Consider the following 15,106-nt stretch of genomic DNA (forward strand, 5'->3'; position numbering starts at 1 on the left):
TCTGCTAGTCTGAGTTTAGGCCTAAACTCAAGGAGGGATGAACATGACGCGCACGACAGTGGTCACCGGCGGGGGCACCGGCATCGGCAAGGCGGTGGCGGCGCGCTTCGCGGCCGACGGGGACCGGGTGGTGATCATCGGTCGCCGCGCCGACGTGCTGGAGGAAGCGGCCAAGGAGATCGGCGGCACCGCTCTGGCGGCCGATCTGAGCGAGCCGACGGAGGTCGAGCGGGTGCGCGCCGACCTGGCCGAGCGCTTCGGCACGATCGACGTGCTGGTCAACAACGCGGGCGGCAACGTCGAGATGCAGGACGGTTCCGGCGGCGTCGCGGAGCGGTGGACGGGCAATTTCCGGGCCAACGTGCTGACGTCGGTGCTGCCGACCGAGGCGCTCCGCGATCTGCTGAACCCGTCCGGGCGGATCGTGTTCATGAGCTCGATCGCGGCCTTCCGGGGCTCGGGCGGCACCTCGTACGGCCCGATGAAGGCGGCCCTGCACCCGTACGCGGCCGACCTGGCCGCCGACCTCGGGCCGCGCGGCATCACGGTGAACGTGGTCGCGCCGGGGTTCATCGAGGACACCGAGTTCTTCAGCGGCACCCTGGACGACGAACGCCGTGCGATGCTCGTCGCGCAGACCGCCACCGGCCGGGCCGGGACGCCGCAGGACATCGCCGAGACCGTGCACTGGCTGGCCTCGCCCGGCGCCGGGCACGTCACCGCGCAGATCATCCAGGTGAACGGCGGCGCCGAACGTGGCCGCTGACCCGCCGCGCGACGGCGCCGACGCCATCCAGGACGCCTGGCGGCGCGAGCTGCCGGGCGTCCCGGTGGAGTCGATCGGGGTCATCACCCGGATCTGGTGGGCCGCCAAGACCTTCGGCGACGAGCGCCGCCGTCTGCTCGCGAAGCTGGGCGTGGACGTCGCGACGCTGGATCTGCTGTCCACGCTGCGGCGCTCCGGCCCGCCGTACCGGATGAGCCCGGGCGGGCTGGCCGACGCCTGCATGGTGACGCGCGGCGCGATCACCCAGCGCGTGGAGCGGGCGGCCCGAGCGGGGCTGGTCGAACGGACCACCGCCGGGTCGGGCTACCACGCGCGCGCGGTCACGCTCACCGACGCGGGCCACGCCCTGCTCGACCGCGTCGTCGCCGGCCTGCTCGCGGCCGAGGACCGCCTCATCGGCCACCTCGCGCCCGAACGCCGCGACCAGCTCGCCGACCTGCTGCGCGAACTGCTCGCCGGGCTCGGCGGCCCGGCTCCGACCGGTCAGGTCGGGGACTGAGCCGCACGTTACGACGTGGCCTCGATCCGTCGGATCAGCCGTCAGCAGACTGTCCGGGATCCTCTCGTTCGGCGGTGATGCCGCGGCCTGCCCAGGTGAGCATCGCCTTTCCGCTCGGGTGGAAGTCCAGTTCCACTTCGCCCTTCATCCTGGCGAAGTACTGCGATTCGGACATGGGGCGCAGCTCGGTCTTGGGCAGCCCGTGGACTTCGGCCATGAGCCGTTCGCCCTCTCGGGTGATGTCCATGATGGACGTGCGTCCCGCGTACTGCATGGTATAGCGGCCGACGTGCCGATCGAGGACGGCGGGATCGACGGTGACGAAGACCCGACTGCTGGGCAGTTCGTACGGCTCGCCGCGGGCGATGGCCGTCAGGCCCTGCTCGATGTCGGTGAAGGCGGCGTTCTCGATGTTCGACAGTACGGACACGAAGAGGTCGTCGCTGTCGTAGCGGGCCGAGATGCTGACGAAGCCGATGGTCCCGCCGCCGCTTTCGACACGGCCGGGGCTCACCGCGCAGCCGTAGCCGTAGGCCGTGCCGTCGGCCTCGACGTGCGGCTTGACGAGTTGGGCGAACGAATCGGGGCGCAGCAGGCGGTGGCGGCCGCGGTCGCAGCGGTGCAGGTCCTCGACGGTGGAGTGGAGGCCGCCGGCGGCGTCCTGGTTGGAGTTGTCGAGGTGCGGGGCCGGGGTGATCAGGCCGTCGGCGGATGTGTAGCCGCGGGCCTGGTCCTTGACGAGTTGCCGGCCGTCGTCCAGGCCGGTGTGGCGCATGGCGAGGTGGTCGAAGACGTGCCGGCGTAGGTACTGGTCGTAGGTCAGGCCGGAGACCCGCTCGATCACCTCGCCGAGCAGGATCCAGCCGGAGTTGCTGTAGCTCATGCGTTCGCCGGGCTCGAACAGCGGCGGCCGGTCCTTGAAGTCGTCGATGAGTTGCCGCCTGGTGCGCGGCGTCCCCATGACGCGGGTGAAGCCCTCCGTGGTGACGTAGTCGGGGATGCCGGAGGTGTTGGTGAGCAGGTGGTGCAGGGTGATCCGGTCGCCGCGCGGGTAGCCGGGCAGGTGCCGCTCGATCCGGTCGTGTACGTGCAGGCTGCCCCTTTCCTGGAGCTGGAGGATGGCGATCGCGGTGAACATCTTGGTCTGCGAGCCGATGCGGAACGCCGTGGCGGGCGTGTTCGGCGCGTCGTGCTCGTGGCTGGCGAGGCCGTACCCCTGGGCGAACAGGACGCGCTCGCCGCGCGCGACCAGCACCGCGCCGCTGAACCTGCCGAGTCGTGTGTACGCGCTGACCAGCGCGTGCATCCGGCGTCGTAAGAGGATCATCCTTACTCCAATTTGCTTATTCAAGTTTGACTATCAGAGCACGGGCTCGCTGATATGGTCAAGCTTGACTATCCAGTGGAGGTGTTGCGTGTCGTCGACCCGACTGCTCGTTCTGGGCCTGCTCCATGAGGGGCCACGGCACGGCTACGAGATCAACCAGCTCGTGACCGCCGGAGCGCTGGAGCAGTGGACCGACGTGAAACCCGGCTCGATCTACCACGCGCTGGCGAAGCTGGAGGACGAAGGGCTGGCGCGGACCCATGCCGAGGAGCGCACGGGCGACCGGCTCAGGCGCGTCTACGCCATCACAGCCGAGGGCCGCCGCACGCTCCACGGCCTGCTGCGCAAGGCCCTGGCCGCGCCGCCCCACTCCGCCCGCTCCGACTTCGCCCTCGCGTTGCGCTGGCACACCCTGCTGGAGTCAGGCGAGGCCCGGGATCTGATCGCCGCCTCCGCCCGGGAACTGCAGGCCAGGCTCGCGACCCTGGCCGACGGCCGCGAGGCGAAGGCAGGGCTCTCACCGCTGGCCGACGCGTTGTTCGACAACGCCGAGGCACATCTGGCGGCCGACGCCAAACTGCTGGAGGACCTCCAGCGGCTGCTCGACGCTCAGACGGCGCGCGGATAGCGGCACCAGCCGGCGGTGAGCCAGGCGCGGATTTCGTCCATGAGCGGGACGGGCGCGTCGTGGTGGACCAGGTGGCCGGCGCCCTCGATCAGCGAGAGCTCGGCGGCGGGGATGAGGCTCTGCAGGCGCCGGGCGATATCGGTGGGGATCCACGCGTCGTCAGCGCCCCAGAGGATCCGTACGGGGATGCCGATGCGCCCCAGGTGTTCCTCGTTCTCCTCGAGGAAGCGCTCGTCGTAGTGGGCGATCTGCCGGTAGAAGGCGGGCTGGCCGTCCTCCCCCGTCCACGGCCGCACGAGGGCCTCGAGATCGTCGTCGCGCAGGCCGCGGTGGCTGGCGCCCTGGATGTAGGCACGCACGACGGCGGTGTGGATGTAGGCCGGCAGCTGTGCCAGAACGTCGGGGTGGTCCTGCACGAACGTGAAGAAGGGCGAGCCGCTGGGCGGGATGGCCACGACGTCGACGAGCATGAGTGAGGCGTATTCGGCGCCCAGGATCAGGTGCGTACGCAGCGACACGGCACCGCCGAAGTCATGGGCGACCACGTGCGGACGGTCCAGCCCCCAGTGGGCGAGCAGCGCCGCGAACGCCTCGGCCTGCGCGCCGAAATCCACCGGATGCCCGGCATCCTTGGAGGAACGGCCATAGCCGGGCATGTCCCACAGATAGACGGTGAAGTCGCGGCTCAAGGTCTCCGCGAAGGGCTGCCACAACACCGACGAGAACGGCGTGCCATGACAGAACACCACGGCCGGACCGGTGCCCGCGCGTCCCCAGGCGATCCGCCTCCCACGCCACTCGAATCGTTCCGTCAATTCCATGACGATCCATGCTATGCGGGCTTCCGACATTCGTTCTCACAGGTGGTGTGACCGGGAGAAAGCGTGGTCGGTGCGGGTGACATGCCCTTGATGCGACACAAAAGATGCCTCTTGTGGTGGGAGCGCTCCCAAGAAGCTCTTTGCGCACTATAACACTAAAAATCCGGTTTTTAAGGTGCAAACCGCCCCATTGGTAACGGTTGCGTTTCGGTGGATTGACGTGCAGACCACGTAAGTGCACCCTTTGTGGGAGCGCTCCCAAAGACTCCCACCGCGGCGGAGCGCGTGCCGCGGTGCACTCCCCACACATTCACCCGAGAAGGGGTTCACCATGATGATCAGCAAGCGTCGCGGTCTTGCCGCGGCCTCGGCCCTCGCCGCGGCGGCGCTGACCGTCGCGTCCTGTAGCTCAGGCAGCACCGGTACAGGTTCCAGCAGCGCTCCCGCCTCCTCGGCCGCGGCCGAGCCGGTCACCATCCGCGTGCAGACCTTCGGCGGCGGCACCAACTTCGGCTACAAGAAAGCCATCGAGAAGTGGAACGCCGAGCACAAGGACATCCAGATCAAGGAGGAGCACCTCACCGACCAGTTCGAGCAGCAGTACTGGCCCCAGATGATCCAGTGGTTGCAGGCCGGCAACGGCGCGGGCGACGTGGTCGGCATCGACGAGGGCGGCATGGGCCTGGCCAAGGCGCACCCCGAGTGGTGGGCCGACTTGAAGGAGTACGGCCTGGACTCCCGCAAGGCCGACTTCCCGGCGTGGAAGTGGGAGAACGGCGTCACGGCCGACGGCAAGCTGTTCGGCCTGGGCACCGACATCGGCGGCATGAGCCTCTGCTACCGCACGGACCTGTTCAAGAAGGCCGGTCTGCCGACCGACCGTGAGAAGGTCAGCGCGCTCTGGCCGACCTGGGACGAGTTCATGAACGTCGGCAAGACGTTCCAGTCGAAGGTCAAGGACACGAAGTTCGCCGACGGCACGAACACGCTGTACCAGGTCGTCCTCTACCAGGAGGCGGCCAAGAACGGCAACGTGACGTACTTCGACAAGGACAACAACCTCATCGTCGACAAGAACCCGGCGGTGAAGGCGGCCTTCGACTTCGCCACGAAGATGAGCCAGCAGGGCCTGACCGCCAAGCTGCGCAACTTCACCGACGAGTGGGCGGCGGGCACCCAGAAGGGCGCGTTCGCCACGGTCGGCTGCCCGTCCTGGATGCTCGGCGTGGTCAGCGGCAACGCCGGCGACGGCGGCAAGGGCAAGTGGGACGTGGCGTCCGTGCCGGGCGGCGGCGGCAACTGGGGCGGCTCGTGGGTGGCCGTGCCCAAGCAGTCGAAGCACCCGAAGGAGGCCGCGATGGTCGCCGACTACCTGACCCAGGCGGAGACCGAGGCGAGCATCTTCAAGGACTTCGGCAACATGCCGAGCAACACGAAGGCCCAGCAGGACCCGGCCGTGCAGGGCGCGAAGAACGAGTTCTTCAACGACGCCCCCATCGGTGAGATCTTCGCCAAGTCCGCCTCGAGCCTGCAGCCGGTCTTCCTCGGCGTGAAGCACGCCCAGGTCAAGAACGCCATCGAGTCCGTCATCCAGGGCATGGACGACGGCTCCGTCAAGTACGACAAGGCCTGGCAGCAGCTGGTCGACGACGCGGTGAAGGCCGCGGGTTAGTCCCTCCGCCCGGCCCGCCATCAGCGGGCCGGGCTCGTTGCCGTTGACAAGCTGCCGAAAGGTTCTGCCATGAGCCTCGACACCCTTCCGCGGGCGGTGCGGAACAACCATCGCCGCGACCGGCCGCCCGGCCGCCGCTGGCGTTCCCGTCTGGACGTCAAGGCGATGCCGTACGCCCTGGTGTCCCCTTATTTCCTGCTGTTCGCCGCCTTCGGGCTGTTCCCGTTGGCCTTCACGCTCTACTACTCGCTCTACGACTACGACCTGGCCGGGACCGTCGAATGGACCGGGCTGGGCAACTACACCGCGCTGCTGGGCGACGAGGACTTCTGGAACGCCGTGGTCAACACGGTCAGTATGTTCCTCATCGCCACGATCCCCCAGATGCTGCTCGCGCTGCTGCTGGCCAACGGGCTGAACAAGCGGTTCAGGTTCCGCCTGCCGATCCGCATGAGCGTGCTGCTGCCGCTGGTCACCTCGGTGGTCGCGGTCGCGGTGGTGTTCACGCAGCTGTACGCCCGCGACTGGGGCCTGGTCAACTGGGTCCTGAGCTGGTTCGGCGTGGACAAGACGAACTGGCGGGCCGAGCGCATCCCGTCGTGGATCGCCATCGCCACCATGGTCGACTGGCGCTGGACCGGCTACAACGCGATCATCTTCCTGGCCGGCATGCAGACGATCCCCCGCGACCTGTACGAGGCCGCCGCGATCGACGGCGCCTCCCGGCGCAGGCAGTTCTGGCAGATCACGCTGCCGATGCTGCGCCCCACCATGATCTTCGTGGTGCTCAACTCCACGATCGGCGGCCTGACGCTGTTCTCCGAGCCGACCACGTTCTACAACGGCAACGTCGACGGCGGCTCGCAGGGACAGTTCCAGACGGTGGCCATGTTCATCGTCAAGCAGGGCTTCCGCGAGTTCGACTACGGCTACGCCGCGGCGGCCGCCTGGCTGCTGTTCCTCCTCATTCTCATCGGAGCGGCGATCAACTTCCTGTTCGTGCGCAGGATCGGGGGCACCAGATGAACAACTTCTCCCCGACCCTCGCCACCCGGCTCATGCTGGCGCTGGCCGTCGTGCTGTCGGCGTTCCCGCTGTACTGGATGCTCGTCATCGCCTCCCGTACGAACGCCGACGCGGTCGCGGTGCCGCCGCCGTTCCTGCCGGGCGGGAACCTGGGTGAGAACATCGTCGCGGTGCTCAACAACGAGGACGCCAAGTTCCTGCTGGGCCTGTCGAACTCGTTCATCGTGTCGAGCATCGTCACCGTCTCCGTGGTGATCATCTCCACGCTGGCCGGCTTCGCGTTCGCCAACCTGACCTTCAAGGGCAGGAACGTGCTGCTGGTGCTCGTGCTGCTGACGATGGCCGTGCCGCTGCAGCAGATGGGCGTGGTGCCGCTCTACCGGCTGATGGTGAGCCTGGAGTGGACCGGCACGCTCAAGGCGGTCATCCTGCCGTACCTGCTCAACGGGTTCGGGGTGTTCCTGATGACGCAGTACACGCGGCAGGCCGTGCCGATGGAGCTGGTCGAGGCGGCCAGGGTGGACGGCGCCGCCACGCTGCGGATCTGGTGGAACGTCGTCCTGCCCGCGGTGCGCCCCGGCATGGCCGTGCTCGGCATCAACACGTTCATGCTCATGTGGAACGACTTCATGTGGCCGCTGATCGTGCTGACCCCGGACAACCCCACCGTGCAGATCGCGATCACCTCGCTGAACGCCAGGTTCTCCACGAACTACACGCTGATCTTCGCGGGGACAGCGCTGTCCATCATCCCCCTCATCGCAGTATTCGTCGCATTCGGCCGTCAAATCGTCGGCGGCCTCATGGAAGGTGCGGTCAAGGCGTGACGACACAAGAGGAACAGACGCGTGCCGGGCTGCGCTTCCCTGCGGGCTTCGCGTGGGGCGCGGCGACCTCGGCGTACCAGATCGAAGGGGCGGTCGCCGAAGACGGGCGCGGCGTCTCCATCTGGGACACGTTCACCAGGACGCCGGGCCGGATTCTCAACGGGCACAACGCGGACGTGGCCATCGACCACTACCACCGCTACCGGGAGGACGTCGGGATCATGGCGGAGCTGGGCCTGTCGGCCTACCGCTTCTCGGTGTCCTGGCCCCGCATCCAGCCGACCGGCTCCGGCAAGGTCAACCAGAAGGGGCTGGACTTCTACAAGCGGCTCGCCGACGAGCTGCGCGGGCACGGCATCGACCCGTGGCTGACCCTCTACCACTGGGACCTTCCCCAGGAGCTGGAGGACAAGGGCGGCTGGCCGAACCGCGACGTGGCGTACTGCTTCGCGGAGTACGCGGCGACGGTCCACGAGGCGCTGAAGGACCACGTGCACACCTTCAGCACCGTCAACGAGCCATGGTGCGCCGCGTTCCTCGGCTACGCCTCGGGCGAGCACGCCCCGGGCAGGCGTGAGCCGGAGAACGCGATCAGGGGCGCGCACCACCTCAACCTGGCGCACGGGCTGGCCGTGCAGGCGATGGGCGCCCGGCGCGTCGGCGGCTGCGTGAACCTGTACGCGATCACGCCCGCCACCGACAGCGTGGAGGACCTGGACGCGGCCCGGCGCATCGACGGGCTGCAGAACCGGTTCTTCCTGGACGCGCTGCTGCTGGGCCGCTACCCGGAGGACGTGCTGGAGGACCTCCCCGGCGAGGCCGACTTCATCCAGCCGGGCGACATGAAGATCATCAACGCGCCCATCGACGTGCTGCTCGTCAACTACTACAGCCGCTTCACGGTATCGGGAGCACCAGGCGGCAGGCAGTCGGCGGCGGCGGCCCCCACGGACACGGGTTCGCCGTGGGTGGGCAGCGAGCACGTGTCGTTCGTCAGCGGCGGCCAGCCGGTGACGGCCATGGGCTGGGAGATCGACGAGGGCGGCCTGGTGGAGGTCCTCACGAGGGTGGCGCGGGAGTACCCGCCGATCCCGATGGTGGTCTCCGAGAACGGCGCCGCCTTCGACGACGTGCTCGATGACGGCCGGATCCACGACGCCGAGCGCCGGGCGTACGTGGAGGCGCACCTCGGCGCCTGCAAGGAGGCCATCGAGGCCGGCGTGCCCCTGGAGGGCTATTTCGCCTGGTCACTGATGGACAACTTCGAGTGGGCCTGGGGTTACGGCAAGCGGTTCGGCCTGGTGCACGTGGACTTCGAGACCCAGGAAAGACTGTTCAAGGACAGCGCGCTCTGGTACTCGGAGGTCATCCGGCAGAATAGGCGCCATGAACCGACCGACTCTTGAGGCAGTCGCGGCTCGGGCCGGGGTAGGCCGGGGCACGGTGTCGAGAGTCATCAATGGCTCGCCGAACGTCAGCGCCAGGGCCCGCGAGGCCGTTGAGCTGGCCATCCGCGAGCTGGGCTATGTGCCCAACCGTGCGGCGCGCGCCCTGGTGACGCGCCGCACCGACACGGTGGCGCTGGTGGTGTCCGAGTCGCAGCTGCGGGTGTTCGACGAGCCCTACTTCGCCGGCACCATCCGCGGCATCGGCTCGGCGCTGGCCGAGACGGGGTTGCAGCTCATCCTGGCGATGGCCCGCACCCCCGAGGAGCACGAACGGCTGGAGACCTACCTGACGGGGCAGCACGTCGACGGCGTGCTGCTCCTGTCGCTGCACGGCGCCGACCCGCTGCCCGGCAGGCTCGAGGACATGGGGGTGCCGACCGTGCTCGGCGGCCTCCCCGTCGGGCTCCACCCGTACAGCTACGTGGACATGGACAACCGGGCGGGGGCCCGGCAGGCGGTCAAGCACCTGCTGGGGCTCGGCCGCCGCCGGATCGCCGCGATCGCCGGCGCCCAGGACATGGGCGTGGGCGTCGACCGTCTGGCCGGCTATCGCGACGCGCTGCTGCTCACCGGCCTGCCGGAGCTGGTGGCGTACGGCGACTTCTCGGAGGAGAGCGGCGCGACGGCGATGACCGAGCTGCTGGCGGAGCATCCCGACCTCGACGCGGTGTTCGCCGCCTCCGACCCGATGGCGCTGGGCGCGATGCGCGTGCTCAAGGCCGCGGGCCGGTCGATCCCGGAGGACGTGGCCGTGATCGGGTTCGACGACTCCAAGGCCGCGCTGCACGCCGACCCGCCGCTGACCACCGTCCACCAGCCGACCGAGCAGATGGGCCGGCAGATGGCGCAGCTGCTGGTGGCCCGCATCAACGGCGAGCAGTTGCGGCAGCCCGTCGTGATCCTCGACACTCATCTCGTACGCCGTCAGTCCGCCTGAAAGGCTCCCGTGGACAGTAGAACCAAGCGCCGCTTAACGGACGCCGAGCTCGACGCCCTGGTGCGGCGCGCGCTGGGCACGGGAGTGACGGCCGCCACCGAGCTGACCGACGGCTACGCCAACGCCGTCTGGCGGCTGACGCTGGACGACGGGCGCGACGTGGTGCTCAAGCTGTCGCCGTCGCCCGACCTCGACCAGCTCAGCTACGAGCGCAACCTGCTGCGCATGGAGGCCGCCGCCTACGAGCTGGTCGCGCAGGCCGGGGTGCCGGTGGCGACGCTGCTGCGCGCCGGGTTCGACGACCCGGTGCTGGGCGGCGACTACCTGCTGCTTGACGCGCTCGACGGCGTGCCGTGGAAGGACGCCAAGCCCGAGGGCGAGCAGGAGCTGCGCCGGGAGCTGGGCCGCCACCTGGCCAGGTTCAACGCGGTGACCGGCGAGGTGTTCGGCTACCCGCACGCCGGCATCGTGGGCGCCACCTGGCGGGAGGGGTTCCTGGCGATGGTGGGGGCGCTGCTCGGCGACACCGAGCGTTACCCGACGCCGCTGCCGCGCCCCGCGGCGGAGATCATGGCCGTGGTCGAGGCGGCGTCGCCCGTGCTCGACGAGGTGACGACGCCGCGGCTGGTGCACTTCGACGTGTGGCTGGGCAACGTCTTCCTCGACCTCAGCGGCCCGCCGCGGATCCAGGCCATCATCGACCACGAGCGCGCCTTCTGGGGCGACCCGATCGCCGAGTTCGTCACGCCGACGATCTTCGGCGAGCTGACGGAGGACGACCCGCTGCTGGCGGGCTACCGCGAGGTGACGCCGCTGGAGCTCACCCCGGCGGCGCGCACCCGGCTCGACCTCTACCGCGCCTACCTCTATCTGATCCTGCTGGTGGAGAACGGGCCCCGGCAGTATCCGGAGGACGAGTACGCCGGGCTCCGCGACGCCGCGTTCGGCTCACTGTCCGCGGTGCTCGACCGCCTCGTAGGCTCCTCCCCTGGCGCCCGCGGATAGCCTGACGGCGATCGTAGTGGCGGTGAAGCTTTTCGGCGCTCCGTAGTTGCCGGCGGCGTCGATCGGGCGGTATTCGACGGTGTGGCGGCCGCGCGGCAGCTTGCCGTCGCGGTCGTCCTCGCCGGTGGGCCGCATGGAGAACGGGCTGTGGTAGACGTAGGTGTCGCCGGACCTGGCGAGCGGTCCGGACAGCACGTCGTCACCATGCGTCAGGCTCCCGGAAGATCGGCCAGGAGGATGGGCCGGGTCGTCGGCCTGCCGGATCCGGCCGCGGGCTCGACCGTCAGCGCCACCCGGTCGTCCTCCCGCTCCGGCGTGACCAGCAGGGGCGTGGTCACGCCGTCCTCGGCGGGGCCCAGCATGCCGGCGGGGCGGGGGCCGTCGCGGCCCATCAGCCACAGCTCGTACCCCTTGGATCCGGGCAGCCGGGGCAGGCCGGACGAGGCGAACACCATGCGCCCCCTGGACCGGGAGATCACGACCGTGGCGGTGCCGCCCGCGGTGACGGGCCGGCGTACCGTCTCGGCGTCGGGCGCGGCCAGCACGGCGGCCACCTCCCTGTTCCGCGCGGCCAGGTCGTCCTGGTCGCGGCGGGCGTCGATGGCGACCGCACCAAAGGCGACGGCGGCCGCCGCGGCCACCGCCGCCAGGCCCGCCAGCGCCTTGCTCCGCCCGCGCCTGAACGGCACCACCCTGCCTTCCTCAAGCACCGCCCGCACCTCCGGCGGCTCCGTGGGGGCGGGCTGCCACGGAGCGGCCGGGACACGGACCGTCGGCGAGCTCGCCGGCACAGGCGGCACGGGCGGCGGCTGGGGCGGGAGCGCGAGCGTGGGGGCGTTCTCCGGTCCGCGCTCGGGCGGGACCACGAGCTGCGGGGGGCGCCAGGCAGCGGGGCTGTCGTCGGGCACCTGATCCGGCCGGGCGGCGGGACGCCGGGAGTCGTGCGCGGCGGCGAGCAGGCGCGGGCGGAGCGCGGCGGGCGGCGGCGCGGCCACCACCGTCGCCAGCCTGGCCGCCGTCTCCCGCAGCCGCCGTACCTCCGTCCCGCACACCTGGCACGCCACCAGGTGCTCCTCGAACAGCACCCACTCGGCGTACGGCAGTGCGTGCACGGCGTAGGCGCCAGAGAGGGTGTGGAGTCCGTCGGTCATGTCCACTCCCTTGTGTGAGAGGCGGCTCACGCATGTACTTCGGCCGTTCGGGCATGTCGGATGGCCATGGGGGGTTGCTCTTTTCTCATGACGTGAGACAATCTCATCGGGTGATGAATTATGGACTGCGTAATCGCGGGGGGCGGCCCGGCAGGCGCGATGCTCGCGCTGCTGCTGGCCAGGGCGGGCGTCGAGGTGACGCTGCTGGAGAAGCACGGCGACTTTCTGCGTGACTTCCGGGGCGACACGATCCATCCGTCCACGTTGCAGGTGCTCGACGAGGTCGGGCTGGCCGAGGATTTCCTGAAGATCCCGCACCGCAAGGCGCGCGAGATCAGCATGGTGACCGACGCGGGGGACGTCAGGCTGGCGAGCCTGCGCGGGCTGCCCGGCGCCTACGACTACATCGCGTGGGTCCCGCAGTGGGATTTCCTCAAGCTCATCACGTCGGCCGCCGAGAAGTATCCGGGCTTCCGGCTCCTCATGAACGCCGAGGCGCACGACCTCATCCGCGAGGGCCGGGCCGTACGCGGGCTGCGTTACCGCGACGCGTCCGGCGAGCACGAGATCAGGGCCGACCTGACGGTGGCCGCCGACGGGCGCCACTCGATCCTGCGCGAACGGGCGGGGCTTGTGCCCGAGGAGCTCGGCGCGCCGATGGACGTGGTGTGGTTCCGGCTGCCGAGGCACGCCTCCGACCGCGACGACACGTTCCTGCGGATCTCCAGCGGCAGCATGATGGTCGCGATCAACAGGGAGAGTTACTGGCAGCTCGCGTACGTGATCCCCAAGGGCGGGTTCGACGAGCTCGTACGCGAGGGCATCGGCGCGCTCCGCCGGCCGGTCGCGTCGCTGCTGCCGTGGCTGGCCGACCGGATCGGGGAGATCGAGAGCTACGACCAGGTCAGCGTGCTCACGGTGGTGATCAACCGGCTGCGCCGCTGGCACCGGCCGGGATTCCTGTGCATCGGGGACGCCGCGCACGCCATGTCGCCGGTGTTCGGGGTCGGGATCAACCTGGCCGTGCAGGACGCGGTCGCCGCCGCCAACCTGCTGGCGGGCTCGCTCAGGTCCGGCGCGCCGATCCCCGAGTCGACCCTGCACCTGCTGCAGAAGCGGCGGATGCTGCCCACCAGGATGACGCAGGCGGCCCAGCGAGTGGTCCAGAACATGGTGATCAGACGGGCGCTGAGACAGGAGTTCGATCCGTCGCCGCTGCCGGGCGACTTCGCGAAGATTCCGCTGGTGAACCGGCTGGTACGGCGGTTCATCGGGCTGGGCGTCCGGCCCGAGCACGTGATGGTGCGGGAGTCCTGACCTCCGCCGGGGCGGGGGGAACCTGTTTCTCACGCCCCGGCGGCATCCAAAACGTGGACAACACGGTCGGCAGGGCGGAGCCGGTGGATTACCCTCGTATCTCGTGAGCAGCAATCTCGTGGATCTCGATTCCTGGCGTGCCCTTCCCGTGGCGCAGCAGCCAGACTGGCCCGATCGCGGCGAGCTCGACAAGGTCGTCGCCGAGCTGGGCGGCCTGCCCCCGCTGGTCTTCGCCGGGGAGTGTGACCAGCTCAAGGAGCAGCTGGCCGCCGTCGCCCGCGGTGAGGCCTTCGTCCTGCAGGGCGGCGACTGCGCGGAGACCTTCTCCGGCGCCACCGCCGACAACGTGCGCAACAAGCTCAAGACGCTGCTGCAGATGGCGATCGTGCTGACGTACGCGGGCAAGGTGCCGGTCGTGAAGATCGGCCGGGTGGCGGGGCAGTTCGCCAAGCCGCGCTCCAAGCCCACCGAGACCCGCGACGGGGTCGAGCTGCCGGCCTACCGGGGCGACATGGTCAACGGGTTCGACTTCACCGCCGAGGCGCGCAGGCCCGATCCGTGGCGGCTGCTCAAGGCGTACCACTCCTCGGCCGTGACCCTCAACCTCGCGCGCGCGTTCACCAAGGGCGGCTACGCGGACCTGCGCCAGGTGCACGCCTGGAACCAGGACTTCGTGGCCGAGTCGCCCGCCGGGCGCCGCTACGAGCAGCTGGCCAGGGAGATCGACCAGGCCCTCGCGTTCATGCGGGCCTGCGGCGCCGATCCTGAGGAGTTCCACACCGTGGAGTTCTACTCCTCGCACGAGGCGCTGATCCTCGACTACGACCGGGCGCTCACGCGGATCGACTCGCGTACGGGGCGGCCGTACGACGTGTCGGCCCACATGGTCTGGATCGGCGAGCGCACCCGCCAGCTGGACGGGGCGCATGTCGACTTCTTCTCCAAGATCCGCAACCCGATCGGCGTCAAGCTCGGGCCCACCACGACGCCTGACGAGGCGCTCGCGCTCATCGACAAGCTCAACCCGGGCAACGAGGCGGGGCGGCTCACGTTCATCACCCGGATGGGCGCATCCAAGATCCGCGAGCACCTGCCGGCCCTGGTCAAGGAGGTCACGGCCACGGGGGCGCAGGTCGCCTGGATCTGCGACCCGATGCACGGCAACACGTTCGAGGCGCCCAGCGGGCACAAGACGCGACGGCTCGACGACGTGCTCGACGAGGTGGCGGGGTTCTTCGAGGTGCACCGGTCGCTGGGGACGCACCCCGGCGGGATCCACATCGAGTTCACCGGCGACGACGTGACGGAGTGCGTCGGGGGCGGGCACGAGATCGTGGAGGGCGACCTCGCGACCCGCTACGAGACGGCCTGCGACCCCCGGCTCAACCGCGGCCAGTCCCTCGACCTCGCCTTCCGCGTCGCGGAGCTCTACCGCGGCTGACCCCTGCTCACCCCTTGCCCGCCCCGAGTGCTCCACTCCGCTCGGGGCGGACGCGTGACAGCACGCCGGCGCCACGGCGAGAACGGAATGAAGCGGCCCCAATACCAGGCGCTGATAACGGGTGAAACGCGTCTCATTGGGACGAAAAAGAGAACCGAATTCGGCAGAAATGTGGGGTTCCGCGGCTATGATCGCCCGCAAAGAGGGCGAATTTCGGGAG

General features: G+C 69.7%; 15 protein-coding genes. 11 read left to right on the forward strand and 4 right to left on the reverse strand.

The features are described from left to right. Positions 1 to 43 precede the first annotated feature (43 nt). Positions 44 to 766 carry an SDR family oxidoreductase gene (locus AB0H84_RS17755; protein ID WP_357604581.1) on the forward strand — a complete coding sequence of 241 codons (723 nt, stop codon included), beginning with the start codon at positions 44 to 46 and terminating at the stop codon, positions 764 to 766. Continuing rightward, positions 756 to 1,286 carry a MarR family winged helix-turn-helix transcriptional regulator gene (locus AB0H84_RS17760; protein ID WP_357604583.1) on the forward strand — a complete coding sequence of 177 codons (531 nt, stop codon included), beginning with the start codon at positions 756 to 758 and terminating at the stop codon, positions 1,284 to 1,286. Before AB0H84_RS17755 ends, AB0H84_RS17760 begins: the two co-directional genes overlap by 11 nt. A gap of 34 nt (positions 1,287 to 1,320) precedes the next feature. Here the strand turns inward: AB0H84_RS17760 and AB0H84_RS17765 are convergent, their stop codons facing one another. Then, on the reverse strand, positions 1,321 to 2,613 hold the full coding sequence (locus AB0H84_RS17765) for a serine hydrolase domain-containing protein (protein WP_357604586.1): 1,293 nt from the start codon (positions 2,611 to 2,613) through the stop codon (positions 1,321 to 1,323). An 88-nt stretch (positions 2,614 to 2,701) separates the two neighbouring features. On the opposite strand from AB0H84_RS17765, the gene AB0H84_RS17770 reads away from it, so the two are divergent. Next, positions 2,702 to 3,241: a PadR family transcriptional regulator gene (locus tag AB0H84_RS17770; RefSeq protein WP_357604589.1), complete on the forward strand. Its 540-nt coding sequence runs from the start codon at positions 2,702 to 2,704 to the stop codon at positions 3,239 to 3,241. Here AB0H84_RS17770 and AB0H84_RS17775 read toward each other — a convergent pair. Then, the gene (locus tag AB0H84_RS17775; protein WP_357604591.1) at positions 3,223 to 4,062 is read right to left on the reverse strand and encodes an alpha/beta hydrolase; all 840 of its coding nucleotides are present in this window, start codon (positions 4,060 to 4,062) and stop codon (positions 3,223 to 3,225) included. The two genes, AB0H84_RS17770 and AB0H84_RS17775, sit on opposite strands and share 19 nt — an antisense overlap. A gap of 331 nt (positions 4,063 to 4,393) precedes the next feature. Between AB0H84_RS17775 and AB0H84_RS17780 the strand changes: the two genes are divergently transcribed. From AB0H84_RS17780 to AB0H84_RS17805, 6 genes are all read left to right on the forward strand, one after another. Continuing rightward, entirely contained in the window at positions 4,394 to 5,734 is a 1,341-nt protein-coding gene (locus AB0H84_RS17780; RefSeq protein ID WP_357604594.1) for an extracellular solute-binding protein, read from the forward strand. Between the two features lie 69 nt (positions 5,735 to 5,803). Then, positions 5,804 to 6,760: a sugar ABC transporter permease gene (locus tag AB0H84_RS17785; protein ID WP_357604596.1), complete on the forward strand. Its 957-nt coding sequence runs from the start codon at positions 5,804 to 5,806 to the stop codon at positions 6,758 to 6,760. Next, a complete protein-coding gene (locus AB0H84_RS17790) occupies positions 6,757 to 7,587 on the forward strand; it encodes a carbohydrate ABC transporter permease (protein WP_357604599.1) in 831 nt (276 codons plus the stop codon). Before AB0H84_RS17785 ends, AB0H84_RS17790 begins: the two co-directional genes overlap by 4 nt. Beyond that, the gene (locus tag AB0H84_RS17795) at positions 7,584 to 8,993 is read left to right on the forward strand and encodes a GH1 family beta-glucosidase (protein ID WP_357604602.1); all 1,410 of its coding nucleotides are present in this window, start codon (positions 7,584 to 7,586) and stop codon (positions 8,991 to 8,993) included. Before AB0H84_RS17790 ends, AB0H84_RS17795 begins: the two co-directional genes overlap by 4 nt. Further along, entirely contained in the window at positions 8,974 to 9,972 is a 999-nt protein-coding gene (locus AB0H84_RS17800; RefSeq protein ID WP_357604603.1) for a LacI family DNA-binding transcriptional regulator, read from the forward strand. The genes AB0H84_RS17795 and AB0H84_RS17800 overlap by 20 nt, the downstream gene beginning before the upstream one ends. A 9-nt stretch (positions 9,973 to 9,981) precedes the next feature. Next, positions 9,982 to 10,977: an aminoglycoside phosphotransferase family protein gene (locus tag AB0H84_RS17805; protein ID WP_357604606.1), complete on the forward strand. Its 996-nt coding sequence runs from the start codon at positions 9,982 to 9,984 to the stop codon at positions 10,975 to 10,977. On the opposite strand, the gene AB0H84_RS17810 is transcribed toward AB0H84_RS17805, so the two are convergent. Both AB0H84_RS17810 and AB0H84_RS17815 read right to left on the reverse strand, forming a co-directional pair. Continuing rightward, positions 10,921 to 11,172: a hypothetical protein gene (locus AB0H84_RS17810; RefSeq protein WP_357604609.1), complete on the reverse strand. Its 252-nt coding sequence runs from the start codon at positions 11,170 to 11,172 to the stop codon at positions 10,921 to 10,923. The genes AB0H84_RS17805 and AB0H84_RS17810 overlap by 57 nt on opposite strands. A gap of 14 nt (positions 11,173 to 11,186) precedes the next feature. After that, positions 11,187 to 12,128 carry an anti-sigma factor gene (locus AB0H84_RS17815; protein ID WP_357604612.1) on the reverse strand — a complete coding sequence of 314 codons (942 nt, stop codon included), beginning with the start codon at positions 12,126 to 12,128 and terminating at the stop codon, positions 11,187 to 11,189. Between the two features lie 120 nt (positions 12,129 to 12,248). Between AB0H84_RS17815 and AB0H84_RS17820 the strand changes: the two genes are divergently transcribed. Together AB0H84_RS17820 and AB0H84_RS17825 are read left to right on the forward strand one after the other, a co-directional pair. Beyond that, on the forward strand, positions 12,249 to 13,445 hold the full coding sequence (locus AB0H84_RS17820; protein ID WP_357604615.1) for an FAD-dependent oxidoreductase: 1,197 nt from the start codon (positions 12,249 to 12,251) through the stop codon (positions 13,443 to 13,445). 103 nt (positions 13,446 to 13,548) lie between these two features. Then, complete coding sequence (locus AB0H84_RS17825; RefSeq protein ID WP_357604618.1) at positions 13,549 to 14,886, forward strand: class II 3-deoxy-7-phosphoheptulonate synthase; 1,338 nt, start codon at positions 13,549 to 13,551, stop codon at positions 14,884 to 14,886. Positions 14,887 to 15,106 lie beyond the last annotated feature (220 nt).

Source organism: Nonomuraea sp. NPDC050786 (assembly GCF_040654115.1).
Lineage (GTDB): Bacteria > Actinomycetota > Actinomycetes > Streptosporangiales > Streptosporangiaceae > Nonomuraea.

Excerpts from the sequence above, each read along its gene's own strand:
- AB0H84_RS17820 (WP_357604615.1), top strand. The coding sequence starts at position 12,249 with ATGGACTGCGTAATCGCGGGGGGCGGCCCGGCAGGCGCGATGCTCGCG.
- AB0H84_RS17815 (WP_357604612.1), bottom strand. The coding sequence starts at position 12,128 with ATGACCGACGGACTCCACACCCTCTCTGGCGCCTACGCCGTGCACGCA.
- AB0H84_RS17765 (WP_357604586.1), bottom strand. The coding sequence starts at position 2,613 with ATGATCCTCTTACGACGCCGGATGCACGCGCTGGTCAGCGCGTACACA.
- AB0H84_RS17780 (WP_357604594.1), top strand. The coding sequence starts at position 4,394 with ATGATGATCAGCAAGCGTCGCGGTCTTGCCGCGGCCTCGGCCCTCGCC.
- AB0H84_RS17755 (WP_357604581.1), top strand. The coding sequence starts at position 44 with ATGACGCGCACGACAGTGGTCACCGGCGGGGGCACCGGCATCGGCAAG.
- AB0H84_RS17790 (WP_357604599.1), top strand. The coding sequence starts at position 6,757 with ATGAACAACTTCTCCCCGACCCTCGCCACCCGGCTCATGCTGGCGCTG.
- AB0H84_RS17800 (WP_357604603.1), top strand. The coding sequence starts at position 8,974 with ATGAACCGACCGACTCTTGAGGCAGTCGCGGCTCGGGCCGGGGTAGGC.
- AB0H84_RS17785 (WP_357604596.1), top strand. The coding sequence starts at position 5,804 with ATGAGCCTCGACACCCTTCCGCGGGCGGTGCGGAACAACCATCGCCGC.
- AB0H84_RS17775 (WP_357604591.1), bottom strand. The coding sequence starts at position 4,062 with ATGGAATTGACGGAACGATTCGAGTGGCGTGGGAGGCGGATCGCCTGG.